The 17,320-nt window shown below is 44.6% G+C and carries 14 protein-coding genes; 8 read left to right on the top strand and 6 right to left on the bottom strand.

What is annotated here, in order from left to right; all coding sequences use genetic code 11:
- Window positions 1-230 precede the first annotated feature (230 nt).
- Window positions 231-1,742 (bottom strand): putative bifunctional diguanylate cyclase/phosphodiesterase, encoded by a 1,512-nt coding sequence (locus AB4133_RS13420; RefSeq protein WP_372224734.1) that lies wholly within the window; start codon window positions 1,740-1,742, stop codon window positions 231-233.
- Window positions 1,743-1,801: 59 nt separating this feature from the next.
- Between AB4133_RS13420 and AB4133_RS13425 the strand changes: the two genes are divergently transcribed.
- Together AB4133_RS13425 and AB4133_RS13430 are read left to right on the top strand one after the other, a co-directional pair.
- Window positions 1,802-2,491, top strand: coding sequence for a response regulator transcription factor (locus AB4133_RS13425; protein ID WP_372224735.1), 690 nt, complete (start codon window positions 1,802-1,804; stop codon window positions 2,489-2,491).
- On the top strand, window positions 2,484-3,833 hold the full coding sequence (locus tag AB4133_RS13430) for a sensor histidine kinase KdpD (protein ID WP_017064877.1): 1,350 nt from the start codon (window positions 2,484-2,486) through the stop codon (window positions 3,831-3,833). Before AB4133_RS13425 ends, AB4133_RS13430 begins: the two co-directional genes overlap by 8 nt.
- Window positions 3,834-3,970: 137 nt before the next feature.
- Here AB4133_RS13430 and AB4133_RS13435 read toward each other — a convergent pair whose 3' ends face one another.
- Complete coding sequence (locus tag AB4133_RS13435; RefSeq protein ID WP_372224737.1) at window positions 3,971-4,507, bottom strand: GNAT family N-acetyltransferase; 537 nt, start codon at window positions 4,505-4,507, stop codon at window positions 3,971-3,973.
- A gap of 226 nt (window positions 4,508-4,733) precedes the next feature.
- On the opposite strand from AB4133_RS13435, the gene AB4133_RS13440 reads away from it, so the two are divergent.
- A complete protein-coding gene (locus AB4133_RS13440; protein ID WP_029235617.1) occupies window positions 4,734-5,999 on the top strand; it encodes an HD-GYP domain-containing protein in 1,266 nt (421 codons plus the stop codon).
- A 134-nt stretch (window positions 6,000-6,133) separates the two neighbouring features.
- Here the strand turns inward: AB4133_RS13440 and AB4133_RS13445 are convergent, their stop codons facing one another.
- The 4 genes from AB4133_RS13445 to AB4133_RS13460 all read right to left on the bottom strand — a co-directional run bounded on the left by AB4133_RS13445 (window position 6,134) and on the right by AB4133_RS13460 (window position 8,877).
- On the bottom strand, window positions 6,134-6,583 hold the full coding sequence (locus AB4133_RS13445; RefSeq protein ID WP_017069228.1) for a PTS sugar transporter subunit IIA: 450 nt from the start codon (window positions 6,581-6,583) through the stop codon (window positions 6,134-6,136).
- Complete coding sequence (locus AB4133_RS13450) at window positions 6,580-7,836, bottom strand: PTS ascorbate transporter subunit IIC (protein ID WP_017069229.1); 1,257 nt, start codon at window positions 7,834-7,836, stop codon at window positions 6,580-6,582. Before AB4133_RS13450 ends, AB4133_RS13445 begins: the two co-directional genes overlap by 4 nt.
- A 10-nt stretch (window positions 7,837-7,846) precedes the next feature.
- The gene (locus AB4133_RS13455; protein WP_017064872.1) at window positions 7,847-8,116 is read right to left on the bottom strand and encodes a PTS sugar transporter subunit IIB; all 270 of its coding nucleotides are present in this window, start codon (window positions 8,114-8,116) and stop codon (window positions 7,847-7,849) included.
- A 284-nt stretch (window positions 8,117-8,400) separates the two neighbouring features.
- Window positions 8,401-8,877, bottom strand: a complete 477-nt coding sequence (locus AB4133_RS13460; RefSeq protein ID WP_029235263.1) for a hypothetical protein — start codon at window positions 8,875-8,877, stop codon at window positions 8,401-8,403.
- A gap of 613 nt (window positions 8,878-9,490) precedes the next feature.
- Here AB4133_RS13460 and AB4133_RS13465 point away from each other — a divergent pair.
- The 5 genes from AB4133_RS13465 (at window position 9,491) to AB4133_RS13485 (ending at window position 17,240) form a co-directional block, all read left to right on the top strand.
- The gene (locus tag AB4133_RS13465; RefSeq protein WP_017060598.1) at window positions 9,491-10,699 is read left to right on the top strand and encodes a NupC/NupG family nucleoside CNT transporter; all 1,209 of its coding nucleotides are present in this window, start codon (window positions 9,491-9,493) and stop codon (window positions 10,697-10,699) included.
- Between the two features lie 321 nt (window positions 10,700-11,020).
- Complete coding sequence (locus tag AB4133_RS13470; RefSeq protein ID WP_017060599.1) at window positions 11,021-11,290, top strand: hypothetical protein; 270 nt, start codon at window positions 11,021-11,023, stop codon at window positions 11,288-11,290.
- 114 nt (window positions 11,291-11,404) lie between these two features.
- Window positions 11,405-12,823: a TolC family protein gene (locus AB4133_RS13475; RefSeq protein WP_017060600.1), complete on the top strand. Its 1,419-nt coding sequence runs from the start codon at window positions 11,405-11,407 to the stop codon at window positions 12,821-12,823.
- Window positions 12,820-14,049 (top strand): efflux RND transporter periplasmic adaptor subunit, encoded by a 1,230-nt coding sequence (locus AB4133_RS13480; RefSeq protein ID WP_017060601.1) that lies wholly within the window; start codon window positions 12,820-12,822, stop codon window positions 14,047-14,049. The genes AB4133_RS13475 and AB4133_RS13480 overlap by 4 nt, the downstream gene beginning before the upstream one ends.
- A gap of 2 nt (window positions 14,050-14,051) precedes the next feature.
- Window positions 14,052-17,240, top strand: coding sequence for an efflux RND transporter permease subunit (locus AB4133_RS13485; RefSeq protein ID WP_372224740.1), 3,189 nt, complete (start codon window positions 14,052-14,054; stop codon window positions 17,238-17,240).
- Window positions 17,241-17,320: the final 80 nt, after the last annotated feature.

Raw genomic sequence — 17,320 nt, forward strand, 5'->3', positions numbered from 1 at the left:
GCTAAAGGGACGGAATGAGGGTAATCTAAATACCAAAGTCATTACAGTTAGTGGGTATAATGGTTTGGTGTTTTATTGTGTGAATTTCTAAGTAATTTTCTTTATAAACAATAGCTTAATTATTTCCTCTTACTGTTAAACGCTATGTAAGCATACGTAAGCGTACACACCCACAGCAGCCGATTGTTTAGGAAGCATTCAAACGACTTAATTTATTGATAAATAAGTCTTTAATTGTAGGATTGTCGACCATTCAAAAACTGACTTTCGACTTCATTTGAGGGAATTGGTTTACTAAATAAAAATCCCTGAAGATACTGGTATCCACAATCGATTAAGAACGCTTTTTGCGTTTCGGTTTCGACACCTTCAGCAACCACTTTTAGCCCCAATTTTTCACAGATAGCATGGGTGGCTTGGACAATCGCTTTGCTCCCTTTGTGTGAACCGTGGACGAAGCTTTTATCGAGTTTCACGGTGCTAATCGGTAAGTCATGCAACATCGACAGTGACGAGTAGCCTGTGCCAAAGTCATCAAGGTGAAGCTCTACGCCCAATTTAGAAATATCGCTTAACGCTTGCCTGACTTCACCATGCTTGAAGATCATGGAAGATTCGGTGATCTCAAGGGCGATGCTTTGAGGTTGGATATTGTAGAAGTTCAACATTGCTAATAGCTGCTCGGCAAAGGTAGCGTGCATCTGAATGCTCGAGATATTGATGCTCATCATCAACTCATGATCAAACTCTCGTTGCCACATCGATAACTGTTTGAGTGCGGAATTGAGAACCCATTTTCCGAGAGGAACTATTTGCCCACTTTCCTCTGCTAAGTTAATAAATTCGTCAGGAGCGATGTCACCTAGTTCTTCGTCCGACCATCGAAGTAAGGCTTCAAATCCTTTCACCTTGTCGCTGTTAGTGTTCATTATCGGTTGGTAATGAAGATTGAGGTCGTCGTTCTCTAAGGCATGCGTGAGTCGATGACGGATCTCTACCTTACGGTGAAGGGTTTGTGCTAAGCAAGGTGTAAAAGTTTGAAATCGATTTCGTCCATTTGCTTTGGCCATATGCATCGCCATACCCGCTTGCTTGAGCAGTGACTCTTGATCGACGGCATTATCAGGGAAATGAGCAGTACCAATGCTGCAACCAACAGACAATGTGCCAATTCCTCTGATGTGGAAACTCCTGTTCAAGGCTTCAATAATACGCGAGCAGAGCAGTGGGATATTGTGATTTCGACAGGCGTGGGCAATCACAATAAATTCGTCGCCACCAAATCGACCGATCATGCACGTCTCGTCGACGAGGTGTTTAAGACGTTCGCCAACCTGCTTAAGTAGTTGGTCGCCGACACTGTGTCCATAAGTATCATTGACCAATTTGAAGCCATCAAGGTCGACAAACATCAACTCAAAGGGCGAGCGATAGGCAATACTGGTTTCCAAAAGGTTGGTGATACCGCGGCGATTATAAAGCTCAGTTAAACAGTCGTGCTCTGCGTTGTATCTGGCTTTTATCAGCTTCTCTTTTTGCTTTGTTGTACAGGTTAGGTTTAGCAGCAGTTCGCTTTTATCAAAGAGCCACTTTCCTTGCACATCAAAATGGTGTGCTCTGAAGGAGGAAACCTTGATAAACCAAGGCGCACCGGTTGTTGGTTCTCTATTCTGTAAACGTGTATGTACAAAAGTGATTACTATGTTTTGCGTACGGTAAATGTAGGGCTCTGATTCCAACATTGATGATCTATGATCAGTATATATACTGCCTTCGCTTTTAATAAATACTGGTGATAGGAATGTCGAAAACCAAAGTGCTCATTGTTGAAGATGACCAAGAGATAGCTCGTCTAACGACGCTTTACCTCGAAGCTGAAGGTTACAATGTTAGCGTTGTTCATGAAGGGAGCTTGGCACTTGAAGCGATCCGTAGTATTGAACCTGATTTAGTGCTGTTGGACTTGATGCTTCCAGGGATGAGCGGCGCGCAAATTTGCCGTCAAGCCCGTGAGTTTTACAATGGAATGATTTTAGTGCTAACGGCTTCCGCCGATGAAATGAGCGAGGTCAGCTTGTTTAAATTTGGTGCGGACGATTACGTTGCCAAACCGATTCGTGGCCATGCCTTGTTAGCGCGAATTGAAGCGTTATTGCGTCGAGCGACTCCCGTAAAAACTGCGCAAGAAACTACGGCTGAAAAACAGTGCGATATTGTAATCAACAGTTCTGCTCAAAGTGCCACGCTCTACGGCCAAAACCTCAAGCTTACTTCTGCTGAATTTGAAATCTTAAACCTTCTCGTTAATAACATCTGTCAGGTCGTGACTCGAGACCAGTGCTGTCAGTTATTTAGAGGGATAGATTACGCGTTCAACGACCGCTCGATTGATATGCGCGTGTCTGGGTTACGCCGAAAGCTGCGCATTCACGCAAAAGACAAACAGTTGATTCGTACGGTTCGCAACAAGGGGTACATGCTGGTTGCGTAAGTTCATTGCTACGAAGCTTCGCTCGGTTTCGATGTTTGCTCGCTTATACCTTGGGATTGTGACTGGGATGTCGGCAACGATATTTTTGTTCTTGAACCTTGGTGAGGGGTACATGCGACGCACCGAGATCGAAACCTTCCTCAATGATGGCATCTACTTTGCGGAGCAGTATGTTCGTCAACACAATCAAGAAAACTCACTCTATAAAGAGCTCGATAGAACAGGCTACCAACAATTTTATATCTTCAATTTACGCCTGTTGGAGAATTGGTCGGGCGAGGCGCCTTGCCAACAATGTGAGTTATACACAACCTTAAACGGTGTGCCGATATATCTAAGTGATGACAACCTCTATTCGACCGTGTTTCAGCTACCAAACTCTAAATTCAGTTTTGGGTTCAGTGAGGTAGGGGACTTTTTCTCTCCTGACATTGAATGGTACGAAGACTCAGAACGACACTTTTTGTTAGGGCTGTTGTTGGCTGTGATTGTGGCGATTGGAGCAAGTGTTTACTTACCTGTGAGGCGTTTTCAAGAAAGAATAGAGTTGCTCGTCGAGAAGCAGAAACAGTTTGGTAAGGGCAAGCTTAGTACTCGATCTGACATGGACGACATCCATCCTGTTTCTGATTTGGCCAGCAGTTTTAACTTCATGGCTGAAGAGATCGAAAGCAAAGTAAAACAAAGTCATATTTTCGCTCAAGCTATCCCACACGAAGTACGAACTCCGCTAAGTCGTATTCAACTGGCGACCGATATCCTAAGAAGGGGAGCCCCCGATAATCATCAGGTTCTTTTCGATGACATTGATACCTACATTGAGGATATCAACGAGCTCACGTCAGAAATCATCATGCTGTCGAAGTTGAATGTCATGGATAACTCTTTCTTTGAGCTCGTTAAAGTGACCTCCGATCTTCGTGAGTATTGCCTAGACCGAATTCGTTACTCGAAACTAGACAATGCCACCTTTGAATCTAAGGTACAGCTAGAGTGCAAGATTAAGTGTGATTGCTCAATGGCACGCTTGGTGTTCGATAACGTTCTCAAGAATGCGGGTAATTACACACAAGACAAAGTGTGGATGACGCTGGATGAGAACTCAGAAAACTGGCTGGTGGTGATTGAAGACAATGGTTCTGGAATACCAGAGAATAGGCGTGATGAGGTATTCCTTCCGTTCTCTCGACTAGACTCAAGCAGAACGTCGACCAACGGTGGATTGGGGTTGGGCCTCGCGATTGCTCTATCGGCGGCTAAAAAACTTTCTTGGGATATCAAAATCGACGACAGCAACCATGGTGGTGCCAAGTTCAGTATCGTGATTCCTAAGATCGCATAAACTGTAGCTTTAAGAACTCTTCAGGCTCGTCAAATAACAAAGCCACCGACTAATACCGTGGCTTTTTCATATTCCGATTTACAAGCTAGTGACTTCTTAGTACTACTGCTTAGAGCTTAGAGCTTAGAGCTTAGAGCTTAGAGCTTAGAGCGATGAAGGCCATAAATAGCGTGGTCAATGATGCGACCATTCAAGTTTTCGTTACGCGTGATGATACCTTCTAACGTGAAATGTAAGCGCTCACAAACCTTACGGCTGCTTTGGTTACCGGTTGCGGCTGATATCTCTACCTTTTCCATATCTAACTCATTGAAAGCAATATCAATCAGCTTCTGGACAACGCGCGTCACAATCCCCTTTCCTTGGTATGTCTCAGATAACCAATAACCTATCGTCACCTTTTGCTTATCATGATCAATAGTATTGAAACTGCAGTTACCGACGACCTTGTCTTGATACACGATCGCACAGGTCATGCTTTTCCCTTCCGCATAATCGTGTAGCGAGCGTTGGATGAAGATCCTAAAGTCTTGCTCGGTTTTACAATGTGGCGGCCACACGAGCCATTGACTTAGGTACTCATTCTGGCTTTGTGAGATTTCCGCGTAGTGAGAAGCGAAGCTCTCTTCAGCCAATGCGATGGAGAGTTCGTTGTCGATAACCGTTTTAAACATGTCTTTCCTTTTCTTATGGCTGCTTATTTAAGCGAATCTTAGTCGGCAGGCTATAATGTCGCATGATTTTTAATATGCAACCATTTGTAGCACGGATTTTTCGTGATACGTTGGTTCTATCACGAAACTCATTAAACCTTACAATAGTTGTGTATATAATCATTAGCTATGCATTAGTATTAGCGGCCTAAATATATAAAAAATATAAAAATGCTAGGCTTAAATAATGAATCAACATTGCCAGGACGTGACCGTGGACCTAAGGAAGGCTCTATTCGGTATTGCTAAGGCGCTTGATAACGTCGGTTTCGAAAGTAAAAATCATGGACAGAGGGTGGGTTACATCGCGTATCGGTGTGCTCTGAGTGTGGGGTGGGAAGAAGAGCAAGCGCAGCTCGCGTTTTCGTTAGGCTTGATTCACGACTGTGGTGTCTCGCAAATTGATGAACAGCTCAGTTTAACGTCTGGGTTTGTACCTGACTCAAGCTATCACCATTGTCAAAAGGGCTACCAAATCTTAAAAGAGTGCCCAGTTCTTTCTATATTTGCTAAGCCGGTTCTTTATCACCATACTCCGTGGTCTGAGCTAAGGGCTATTCATATCAGCGAGTTAGAAAGAGAACTAGCTGCCATCGTGATGCTTGCCGATAGAGTCGATTATCTATACGGCATAACCTCTTCTGATCGTTATGGAAACCTAACACCAGATGGCAAAGCGAGCATCATTGAACGTTTGACTGAACAAGCGGATGAGATGTTCGAAACCAACCTTGTGCAACACATGTGCGAGTTGGTTGATTTGGATGACTTCTGGTTTTCTATGGAGATTCCATACATCGAGAACATGAGGGATAACTTTGAACCTGTGCCATTTTTCTCCCAGCAAATGTCGCTGGATGAGACGGTGGCCTTTGCCGAGTTTATCGCCAATGTTGTTGATACCAAAAGTTCGTTTACCTTTAAGCACTCTTTAAAGGTTGGGCAGCTTTCAGAATACCTCGCCAAACAGCTGGGTTATTCCTACACCACTCAGCGCAAACTCTATCTGGCTGGGTTAGTCCATGATATCGGTAAACTGCAAACCCCTAATGACATTCTGCATAAGCCGGATTTACTCACTGAAGAAGAGTATTGCTGTATTAAACGCCATGCAACGGACACTCGATTCGCATTGCAGGAGTTGTTCAGTTCACCTCAGGTTTGTCAGTGGGCATCTAATCACCATGAAAGGTTAGATGGTTCGGGTTACCCAATGGGAAAAACGGCGGAAGAGTTGGATCAACCCAGTCGAATTGTTGCTGTGGTGGATGTGTTTCAAGCGCTAACTCAGTCTCGACCTTATCGTGGAGGCATGACGTTAGAAGAGACTCTCGCTATTTTGAGGGACCACGTTGATAACTTTAAGTTGGATCGAGAAGTGTTTGAGTGCCTTAATAAACACGCGCAATATTGCTTTGAATTATCGACAGACAAACGAATGTACGCGTTTTAACGCCACTGAATGCTTTCGAGGTGTGACGCCTAAACTCATACTCGGTCGAAATGACTAAACACCAGAAACAGAAAAGCGATAGCCGAGGCTATCGCTTTTTTTAATGGGGGCTTATCAGGATTTTTAGATCGAGATTAGTATCGCTTTAAGATCTCGATGATCGCTTGCTCAGTTTCCGCTGCGATGATGGCATCAATGTCATTATCATTTTGGAACAACTCTGATAGCGCCATAATCGTGTGGATGTGGCTGTCTGAGTCCATTGCCGCCAGAGTAATTGAAAGATAAACGTCACCGTTGTCTTCCGACTCTAAATCAACACCCTTCTTGAATACTGTCACTTGCAGTGATGCTTCGTTCACACCATCCTCAGGACGAGCATGAGGCATCGCAATTTTTGGTGCTAGAACATAGTACGCGCCGATGTCCTTGTGCTTTTGCTTGATAGCTTCAACATAGCTTGCTTCGATTTTGTTGCTCGCTAGCAGTGTTGAACAAGTCACATCAATCGCCGCATCAACCGTTAGGTTTTCTTCAGAGTTGATGATAACGCCTTGGTTACCAATTAAATCGAATAAGCTCATGAAACAATCCACCCTAGGATAAGACCAACAACACCGAAGTCGAAGTCAGCAAACGTTGTCGCTTCAAGACCAAGGCCACCCAGTACTGGAAGCAGTAGCATTGGTAGGAAAGAGATACACAGACCTTGCGAGAACGAACCTAGAATTGCACCGCGTAGACCGCCTGTCGCATTACCGTAAACGCCTGCTGCACCACCTACGAAGAAGTGTGGAACGACGCCAGCTACAATGATTGTCCAGCCAAGCGCACCTTGAACTGCCATTGCTAGTAGGCCAGCAGCGAAAGAACAAAGGAAACCGATAAGTACCGCGTTTGGTGCTACAGGGAATACCATAGGGCAGTCTAGAGCAGGTTTTGCGCCCGGTACTAGCTTGTCAGAGATACCTTTGAATGCAGGAACGATTTCAGCAATCAGCATCTTCACACCTTGCAGTACGATGTAAACACCACCGGCAAACACAAGAGATTGCATGAAGGTGAATACTACCCAGTTTTGACCGCCTGATACTGTTTCAACAAAGTCACCGCCAGCAACAATTGAGGCAAACATAAAGAAGATAGCCATTGTTGTTGCTACAGCAACTGGCGTATCACGCAGGAACATTAGGCTCTTAGGTACGTTGATGTCTTCTGTTGATTTTGAAGTGTCACCAAACTTGCTACCAATGTAACCCGATACTAAGTATGAGAACGTTGAGAAGTGACCCATCGCCAACTGATCAGTACCCATCACTTTCTCTGTGTATTTTTGAGCAAGTGCAGGCATGATAACCATCAGTGAACCCACAATGATCGAGCCGATTGCAACGAGAGCAGTGCCTTCGATGTTAGCTGTAGACAGGATTACCGCTACCAGCATAGACATGAACATTGTGTGGTGACCCGTTAAGAAAATATATTTTAAAGGTGTTAAACGAGCCAATAAAATATTCACAACGAATGCGAAGAACATAATTAGAGCCATTTCATAACCGAATGCTTCTTGTGCTAATGCAACAATTGCTTCGTTATTTGGAATAACACCACTTACGCCGAATGCTTCAGTAAATACAACAGAGAAGTTATTTAGTGCGCCAACAAGAGCGCCAGCACCAAAACCTAAAATTAGGAAACCCATTACGGTTTTAATTGTGCCTTTTAGAATGGTAGAAACATCTGCTTTTTGTGCAACCAGGCCGATAAAAGCAATTAAACCTACCATGATCGCCGGCTCTTTTAATAAGCCGAGCATGAACTCGAAAAAGTTTTGCATAATTTTGACCTTACATGAAAGTTTTTAGTTGTTCTTCAATAGATGCTTTGTCAAAAATATTTTTAAGGCTGATGATATTCTCTTTACCAGCGTCTTTTAGTTGGTTTGCAACGTCTGTTGCTGCAACCCAAATATCCGCATTGCTTGATGCTGCAGATGATAGATCTTCGTGATCAACTTCTGCTTCGAAACCGATTTTTTTAGCGACTTCTTTTACTGCCATTTCCATCATTAGAGAAGTACCAAGGCCGTTACCGCAAACTACAAGAATCTTTTTCATAATATTTGTCTCAATTGGATTTTAGGGGTTGAGAAACTTCGTTCTCTTATTGTGTGAGAGCATAGTAATGTAAGTATTCAGATTTCAATAAGATCCACATCACAAAACTAAAATGAGATTGTGATGGAGATCTCGTTAATTTGTGGTAAAGATCCAGAGTGAGACTTTGATCAAATTTAACTTTTCACTCGAATATGCAACGTATTTTATTGAGAAAGGCAGGCTTAACTAGTTTTTATATTAGAATATAAATCTATAGAGGCTTTATTGTTGAAAACAGAGAGTTAATCGTATCGACCGTAGTCAGTAAGCATTTTCTTAAGCATGCTATTAACGTCTTTGGTCTTTTTATTTCTTTTAGTCAGTTCGCTAAGAGAGGTTGGTTTTGGGGAGGCAATATTTTCACTGTCGACTTCTTCTGTTTTATCTTTCATTTTCTGTACGGCAGGCAATAACATTCTAATTTCTTCGTTATTGGCATTGGTCAGTACCACAATATTTTCAGATTCAACTTGAGTAATGGTTAGTATCCCGTGTTTAACCGATTCAACCTTTTCACCAATCATAATTGATTCAGGCGCGACAGAACGATCGGTGAGTTGACCTGTACGTAATTTCGCCGCACTGATAGCGCGGATATTTCCAGTATTTTCAAACGCGACAATAACAGTATAGGTATTATAATATTCAACTACTGTCACATAGCCGTGTCTATTTGTTTTGAATCTAGCTCCATTGTTCATGTCGTGCGGAGCTTCCATTTTCTTCACGTGTTTCCTCTCTTAGTCTCGATGGCTGTTATATCTAATCAGCTCTATTGGTATTTTATAGATAATTATTTGGTGAGGTCATACAAAGTATATACGCATCTAAACTTAAGATGAATCTTGAAGTCTCGGGAAATGAGGCAGAGCACAGAAAAGTAGTAAGAATCACACAGAATTAACCGAGTGATTACGCTCACACACTTAAAGACTTAACATTACAAATTCAACTCCCTACAGATTGTTTACAGTTTTGAAGCACGAAAACGACGATAAACAATACGTTTTGGCTAATCCTTGACCGCGCGATCGTTTGCGTTAAAAAATGTGATGAAAGTCTCACTTAACTGTTTATACTTCTTTTCCGGTTTTAAGCCGGTGCTTAGCCAATACAAGCCGTCACATGGATATGTGAATGACCCCACGGACCGGACCAGCTACGTTCCACTGCTTGTATAAGGTGATTTTTTACATGAACAACTCGTTGTTACATTCGCTAACCCTGTTAGCTCCTTCATCGCGTAGCGTTTTGCTTGCGGTTCTTTGTCCTGTTCCTTTGATGTCATTTGCTTGGCTCATGTTCACTCTTTAAGGGTTACTAGGACACATTATGAATATTCTATTTGGTTTTGTCGGTGTTCTTGCACTGATTGCTTGCGCGTACCTGTTATCTGAAAGTCGTTCTTCAATTAACTGGAAAACGGTCTCTCGTGCACTATTACTTCAAATCGGTTTTGCAGCCTTAGTCTTGTATTTCCCATGGGGACAATTGGCGCTAACAAGCCTAAGTAATGGTGTTTCTAGCCTGCTTGGTTTTGCAGACGTTGGTATCGCATTCCTTTTCGGTGACCTTGCTACTGAAGGCTTCATTTTCGCGGTTCGCGTGCTTCCAATCATTATCTTCTTCAGTGCTTTGATTTCTGCGCTTTATTACTTAGGCGTTATGCAAAAAGTGATTCAAATCTTGGGCGGAGCGGTGCAAAAACTGCTGGGTACAAGTAAAGCTGAATCTCTGGTTGCTACAGGTAATATCTTCCTTTCTCAGGGTGAGTCTCCTCTTCTTATTCGTCCCTTTTTAAAGTCTATGACTCGTTCGGAACTGTTTGCTGTAATGGCAGGTGGTATGGCGTCGGTAGCGGGTAGTGTACTTGGTGGTTATGCTGGCCTTGGTGTTGAGCTTAAATACCTTATCGCTGCAAGCTTTATGGCGGCTCCGGGTAGCCTGTTAATGGCGAAGATCATTGTTCCTGAGCGCAGCACACCAAGTGACTACGACCACATTGAGCTCGATAAAGCTGACCAAAGCAACGTGATTGATGCATTGGCAAGCGGCGCGATGAACGGTATGAAGGTTGCAGTAGCGGTTGGTACAATGTTGGTTGCCTTCGTGAGTGTGATTGCGATGGTCAACACTGGCCTAGAAAGCCTAGGTGAAACGTTCGGTTTTGCGGGCATTACGCTGCAAGCTATCTTCGGTTACCTGTTCTCGCCTCTTGCATGGCTGATCGGTATCCCGAGTGATGAAGTATTGATGGCAGGTTCTTACATCGGTCAGAAGATCGTTATGAACGAGTTTGTTGCTTTTATCGACTTCGTTGAGAACAAAGCTCTGTTATCTGAACACAGCCAAGTGATCGTGACTTTTGCTCTATGTGGCTTTGCTAACATTGGTTCTATCGCGATTCAGTTAGGTTCAATCGGTGTTATGGCACCAGAGCGCCGAGCTGAAGTTGCAAACTTAGGTTTGAAAGCTGTAGCTGCTGGTACGCTAGCAAACCTAATGAGTGCATGCTTAGCGGGTATTTTCATCCTGCTTTAAGCTATATTCAGTTAAAGCGGACACTTTACTTACGGAGTTAACGTAAGGAGGGTGTCCGCTTTTTTGTGCCTGTTAATCAGGCGAAATCAGGTTTTGGCCGTCGACTGTGATTTGTCTATCGTGAGTAAAAGCTCACTCGGAAGAGTAATAGAGCCAGTTCCTTTTATCCGATATACTTGAATATCATCAGGTTGCGATTAATAACATTCGGCTTCGATTAAGAACATTCGATTTCGATTGAGAATATTCGGTTCCGACTAAGCATATCCGCTTTCGATTAGGAACAATGGCAACCAAGCTAAATTAATCAAGGGTCTCTCCATGAACATTCGCGTTCTCATCGGTCTTATTGTTACCTTCATTGGCTTGTTTGCGATGGTTTACCTAATTGCTGGCGGCGCTCAGTTTCCTATCTACCAGTGGCCAAAAGAGGCTTATCTCGGTTTGGTGTTCAGCGTGGTGTGGGGGGCTGGTGTCGCAGCGTCTGTAGCGTATTTCTTTTCGGCATTAGTTTTTGTTACTGTCGCCGTGGTTTGTTATGCGATCGGTTATAAAATCGGTGGGCTCTTTTCAAGCAAGTCAGAAGCGTAAAGCTGAAGTTTAAACGTACGCTTTTTGTATTTTCTTTTGGGGTTAACGTTCGCCTTAACCCTCTCTTAACCCCCAGCTCGTTATCTTGTCTCCATTCTTACAGGAGACAAGAAGATGAAATTGAATCTTCCTTTAAAACATTCCCTTATTTCACTTGCTCTAATCGGATTGATGGGTTGCACGACAACCAGTCAGGCCGACTATGTTTCACTCGCTGAGCAAAGCACTAATCAGACACAACAAAGCTTACTCGCAGAGCTGATTCAACAGGCTTCTACTCAACAAGATCTAGACGCAGAGAACGTACAACTTACCGATTTAGTGAATGCACCGGAGCTCGACCTCTATATCGAGCGCGCTCTGCAGAACAGCCCAAGCATCCAACAAAGCATTACAGCACTCAAAATAGCTTATGCGCTGCAAGGTGTAACTTCAGGTGATCGCTTACCAACTGTCGATGCGAGCTTTTCTGGTCAAGCTGACGAAGGCACTGACGGCTCAAGCACGACTGAAACCTACACCACTGATGTCACGGTTGGTTGGGAGCTCGATCTATGGCAGAAGCTTGCAGACACAAACAACGCCGCTTTGAAAGACATTGCGACGTCTCAGGCTAACCTTCAGGGCGCTCAAGATCTTTTGGTCGCGAGTGTGATGAGAGGTTGGCTTGATATCAGTTTGAAGCAACAGCTTGTCGATATCGAATCGCAACGTTTGGTGATTCTAGAAAACAATGAAGAACTTGTTTTAGAACGTTATCGCGCAGGGCTAGGTAGCCTTGAAGATCTAGATAATGCAAAAACGAGCAGCGCATCGACTCAAGCAACCTTAGCTGATTACCGTGAGCAGCTTGCACAAAGCCGACGTGAATTGGTTTTATTAACGGGTCAGTGGAGTGGTGAATCTGATGAGCTATCCCTTGCTGAGCTAGGTTCGTTTCCAACCATCATTAATCCACTAGACAATATGCCGACACAAGATCTAGCAGGTCGACCCGATCTTCAAGCGGCTTTCTTCAATATCGAAGCAGAAACATTGCGTGCTGACGCGGCGTACAAAGCGATGCTGCCGTCGATCAGCTTATCTGCCAGCCTAACCGATATGGCGGATTCTCCGAGCGAAGCGCTGCTTACCGGACCTTTGTGGAGTGCGCTTGGCCAAGTGTCAGCACCACTGTTTCAAGGTGGCAAGCTAAAAGCACAGGCAGAAATTGCTGACCTAACCACAGAAACCAGCTACTGGGCTTACCAAGAGACACTGCTCAATGCGGTGAATGAAGTGGAAAATGCAATGGGGCAAGAGTCCTCATTAACGCTTCAACAGCAACACCTAACGAACGCCTTGGTAAGCGCACAACGCAGCTTCACTAGCTATGAAGAGAAATACCGTCAGGGTTTGGTCGACATTTTTGATCTACTTACTGTTCAGCAGCAAACCTATGACCTTGAAGCGCAGTTAACACAAACCATTTATAACCGTCTCGTAAACCGAATTGATTTAGGCCTAGCTCTGGGCTTGGGAGTATCTTCATGAAACTGAACACCATCACAATTGCAATCACCTTAGTGGCTGGTTCAAGCATTTTTGCTGCCCTTGCTTACAACGATTCACAAGTGGCTCCTGCTCCTCAAAAGACGAATGAACTAACGGTTTCAGAACCTCAAGCTACGCCTATTCAAACCAAGTCTATTGATACGACGACCTTACCTGCTTCACAACAACAGCAAGTGTCTGTGGTACTTGCCACTCTCGGTGACTACCAAGCAGAAGTGGTGGGTTACGGGGAAGCGAAGTCGCGTTACGAATTGATGTTTTCGACGGAAGTTGGTGGCCGAGTAGAAACGATCAGCTCGCAGTTTGAAACTGGGCAAGTGATTGGCCAAGGTGAAGTGATCGCTAATATCGATTCGACCAGTTACCAACAAGCGGTAACCCAAGCGAAGGCAAATGTGGCTCAAGCTCAACTGGATTTGTTGGAAGAGCAGAGACAAGGCGAACAAGCTAAGTCTGAATGGCAACGCTCTGGTTTGTCTGGCGAGCCGGATTCACCTTTAGTATTACGCGAACCACAACTGGCACAAGTAACAGCAGCCTTGGAGAACGCCAAGCTTGAATTGGTGAAGGCTGAGCAAGACCTCGAAAAAACAACCTTGGTTGCCCCTTTTGATTCGTTGGTCGTGAGCCGTGATGTTCAACCGGGAAGCTACGCACAAACGGGCGCTCAGATAGCCACGTTATACAGCGTTGATGAGGTTGAAGTTTCTGTCCCCCTTTCTGAAAGCCAATGGTTGAGCCTACCCAACAGCGATAACACCCAACTGAAAGAGCAGCCGTGGCCAGTGACTCTATCGAGTTCTGACGGTCAATTCCAATGGCAAGGTTATGTCGAGCGTGTTGAGCAGCACTTACAACAAGATACGCGTCAGCGCTCATTGATCGTGAAAGTCGATAACCCTTTGGAGCAAGAGAAAGATCTTTATCCAGGCACGTTCGTGCAAGCGACGATCTCGGGTAAGCAACTAACTCAATTGTGGGAGCTTCCGGCTTCTGCACTTTCGCAACAAGGTGACCTGTGGTTTGTGGATGACAACGGTCTGCTTTCTAAATCAAACGCGAATGTTGAATTTGAAAAGGGTGGTTTTATTTACATCGATCCTACCAAATTGAACTTGGAAATTGGTGACGGTGTTCAAGTGGTTAAGCGTCCGTTAAGTAGCTTTAAAGCGGGCATGGTCGTTCTGGCTAAGGCGGAGGGGTAGTCATGTCTCATGAGTTGAAACCGAATAACCAAGCGGACAGTAACCAGAAGCCAACTAAACCACACACTGGCACAATCGCATGGTTCGCGAATAACTCTGTAGCAGCGAATTTGTTGTTAGTGGGCGTGATCATCATAGGCCTGTTATCACTGAACTCATTGCGTAAAGAAGCATTTCCAAGCCTTGAACCCGATGTGGTGACAGTGTCTGTGACCTATGACAGTGGTGACCCTATTCAGGCGGAAGAAGGCCTAGCGATTAAGATTGAAGATGCGTTAGAAACCGTACCGGGCATTAAGCGTATTACGTCAACTTCTGATGCGAATGGTAGCCATGTTTCGATTGAAAAAACGAGCACCTATGATCTTGATACCCTGTTAACTGACGTTAAAACTAAGGTTGATGCGATCAATAACCTGCCTTCTGGCGCTGATAATCCTGTGATTGATAAAGCTCGCATGCAAGATCATGCCTTATGGGTGCAGATCTATGGTGACGCAGACCGAGCAACGCTTCAAAGCTTAGCCGAGCAATTGAAATCAGATCTATTGAGCCAGTCATCAATTCGTGATTTGGAAATCAAGGCTAAGGCTGACCCTATGATCTCAGTTGAGGTTGATGAGAACAAGCTACAGGCATACGGCTTAACTCTGACTGACGTTTCTGAAGCGATCAATGCGGAATCTTCTGCGGCTATCTCGACGAGCCTTCGTAATGGCGAAAAAACGGTTCGTTTGAAGGTTTCTGAACAGGCGTATGAGATCCAAGATTTCAACGCGATTCCGGTGATGACGACGACTGATGGTACGCAAATTACCTTGGGTGACATTGCCAACGTTGAAGACATGTTTGCTGATGATACCTTCATGCTTTCTCGTTATAACCAACAGAATGCGATGGCAATTCAGATCGTGATGGATGAATACGGAGACGTCGTCAGCATTGTTGAACAAGCAGAGAAAGTGGTAGAGCGCTGGGAAAACAGCAACATGCTGCCTAGCGATGTCGAAATCGAAACTTGGTATGATAAAAGTACCATGATCAAAGACCGCTTAAGCCTATTGATGAAGAACGCGCTCACCGGTATTGCTTTGGTGTTCATCGTGTTAGCGGTATTCCTAAACGTGCGTGTCGCTTTCTGGGTCGCCGCTGGCTTACCGTTTGTTTTTTTTGGCACCATGTTCTTCATGACAGATACCTTCATGGGGTTAACCATCAATGAAATGACCACCTTTGGTTTCATTATGGCGCTCGGGATAGTAGTCGATGATGCGGTGGTGGTCGGGGAGAGTATCTATTCCACACGCAAAGAAGAAGGCGATTCGATAGGCAGTACCATTCGAGGTACCATGAAGGTGGCATCACCAACTATATTTGGTGTGTTAACGACAGTTGTTGCCTTCTTAGCGTTAGCGAATGTTGACGGTAAAATGGGGCAAATTTACGCTCAATTCGGCACGGTCGTGACTATCTGTTTGTTGCTGTCTTTGGTTGAGTCTAAGTTCATCCTGCCATCACACCTCGCGCACATTAATACCAAGCGCAGTGAGAAGAAGGGAGTGTGGGCTCGCGTTCAACATGCTGCCGATACTGGACTAGGTTGGTTTAATAAGCGTATCTACTGCCCCACAATTGAATGGGCGCTGAAACTGCGTTATGCGGTAGTGATGGTTTTCTTGTCATTGCTTATTTTAGTTGCTGGGTTACCAATGACGGGGGCGGTTCGTGTAGCGTTCTTCCCTGATATGCCGGGTGATACGGTAACTGCGGATATGTCGATGCAAAACGACGCGAGCTTTGGCCAAACACAACAAAACTTATTAGTGCTTGAAGCGGCGGCAACACAAACGGATGAAACACTGAGAGCCAAATACGGTGCTCAAGATGAAGCGTCTAAGCTGTTGAGTCTTCAAGTTATCGCGGATGCCGATGATTCTGGCCAAGTGAAAATTGAATTGGACAGCGACAGTGTCTACACATCGAACGAGTTTGCTGATGCTTGGCAAGAGACTGTGGGCCAGATGGAAGGGGTTAAGAAGCTCAAGATCTTGTCTAAAATGGAGATGGTCGACAACTTCAAAGTAGAGCTGAAAGCATGGAATGAAGAATCAGTGACTGCGGCGGGTAATGAATTCTTAACCAAGCTGCAAGCGATTGAAGGTGTGAGTGGTATTGACCATAACTTGGATCTTGGTGAGCCTCAGTATCGTTTTGAATTAACACAGCAAGGCCGTGCGTTAGGTTTCGATACGGCAAGCCTTTCACAACAAGTATTACAGGCGTTTGGTGGTGATATCGTTCAGCAGTTCCAGCGTGGTAAGGATGAGGTAAAAGTTCGAGTTCGTTACCCTGAATCGGATCGCCAAACCATTGCGGATATCAAGCAAGCGAGCGTGAGAACCAACGACGGTACCGTGGTGCCTTTGAGCACGGTTGCTGAAGTATATTCTGATTACCAAGTATCAGAGATCACACGCATTGATAGCCAACGAGCGGTGTACATCAGTGCAGTATTAGATAAAGACGTGGTTGCACCTGCTGAGCTTGTTCATCAGTTGCAAGACACATTAGTACCCGATTTAGAAGCGCAATACCCGGGATTAACGGTCGACTTTGCTGGCGAAACGGAAGAACAAGAAGAGACGGCTAGTTCAATGATGAGTATGTTCATACTTGCCATGATAGCGATTTATACGCTGCTTGCTATCCCGCTGAAGTCTTACATTCAACCAGTGATCATCATGACAGCGATTCCATTTGGTATTGTTGGGGCAATCTTAGGGCACTGGTGGAATGACTTAACAATCAGTATCCTATCGTTAAACGGTATCCTTGCGTTGAGCGGTGTGGTGGTGAATGACAGCTTGTTGTTGGTTTCTCGTTTCAACGAGCTAATCAAAGAGCAGGGCAAGTCGGTTCACGATGCGATTGTTGAAGCGTGTTCTGGTCGACTAAGAGCGGTATTACTTACATCGGTCACGACGTTTGCAGGTTTGACGCCACTATTAAGTGAAACGTCTTTACAGGCTCAGTTCCTGATCCCTGCGGCAGCGGCGCTAGGCTACGGTATTTTGTTTGCGACGTTTATTACACTGATTCTAACGCCAGCATTGTTAATGATTCAGTGTGAGATTAAGTCTCTGATTCTTAAAGTCACAAATCGAGTCAAAGGCGTTGAACAAACGGCCTAACAATAGCTAAGCTAATGATATCTAGGCTGATAAATGCCGAGCGAGGCTCAGCAACTTCGGTCTAGGTTCATTACCGAACA

Origin of the sequence: Vibrio sp. 10N.286.52.F8, assembly GCF_041468745.1 — a bacterium.
GTDB classification, from domain to species: Bacteria; Pseudomonadota; Gammaproteobacteria; order Enterobacterales; family Vibrionaceae; genus Vibrio; species Vibrio crassostreae_C.

Excerpts from the sequence above, each read along its gene's own strand:
- AB4133_RS13455 (WP_017064872.1), bottom strand. The coding sequence starts at position 8,116 with ATGAAAAAGATTCTTGTAGTTTGCGGTAACGGCCTTGGTACTTCTCTA.
- AB4133_RS13465 (WP_017060598.1), top strand. The coding sequence starts at position 9,491 with ATGAATATTCTATTTGGTTTTGTCGGTGTTCTTGCACTGATTGCTTGC.
- AB4133_RS13440 (WP_029235617.1), top strand. The coding sequence starts at position 4,734 with ATGAATCAACATTGCCAGGACGTGACCGTGGACCTAAGGAAGGCTCTA.
- AB4133_RS13475 (WP_017060600.1), top strand. The coding sequence starts at position 11,405 with ATGAAATTGAATCTTCCTTTAAAACATTCCCTTATTTCACTTGCTCTA.
- AB4133_RS13420 (WP_372224734.1), bottom strand. The coding sequence starts at position 1,742 with ATGTTGGAATCAGAGCCCTACATTTACCGTACGCAAAACATAGTAATC.
- AB4133_RS13460 (WP_029235263.1), bottom strand. The coding sequence starts at position 8,877 with ATGGAAGCTCCGCACGACATGAACAATGGAGCTAGATTCAAAACAAAT.
- AB4133_RS13450 (WP_017069229.1), bottom strand. The coding sequence starts at position 7,836 with ATGCAAAACTTTTTCGAGTTCATGCTCGGCTTATTAAAAGAGCCGGCG.
- AB4133_RS13435 (WP_372224737.1), bottom strand. The coding sequence starts at position 4,507 with ATGTTTAAAACGGTTATCGACAACGAACTCTCCATCGCATTGGCTGAA.
- AB4133_RS13480 (WP_017060601.1), top strand. The coding sequence starts at position 12,820 with ATGAAACTGAACACCATCACAATTGCAATCACCTTAGTGGCTGGTTCA.
- AB4133_RS13485 (WP_372224740.1), top strand. The coding sequence starts at position 14,052 with ATGTCTCATGAGTTGAAACCGAATAACCAAGCGGACAGTAACCAGAAG.
- AB4133_RS13470 (WP_017060599.1), top strand. The coding sequence starts at position 11,021 with ATGAACATTCGCGTTCTCATCGGTCTTATTGTTACCTTCATTGGCTTG.
- AB4133_RS13425 (WP_372224735.1), top strand. The coding sequence starts at position 1,802 with ATGTCGAAAACCAAAGTGCTCATTGTTGAAGATGACCAAGAGATAGCT.
- AB4133_RS13445 (WP_017069228.1), bottom strand. The coding sequence starts at position 6,583 with ATGAGCTTATTCGATTTAATTGGTAACCAAGGCGTTATCATCAACTCT.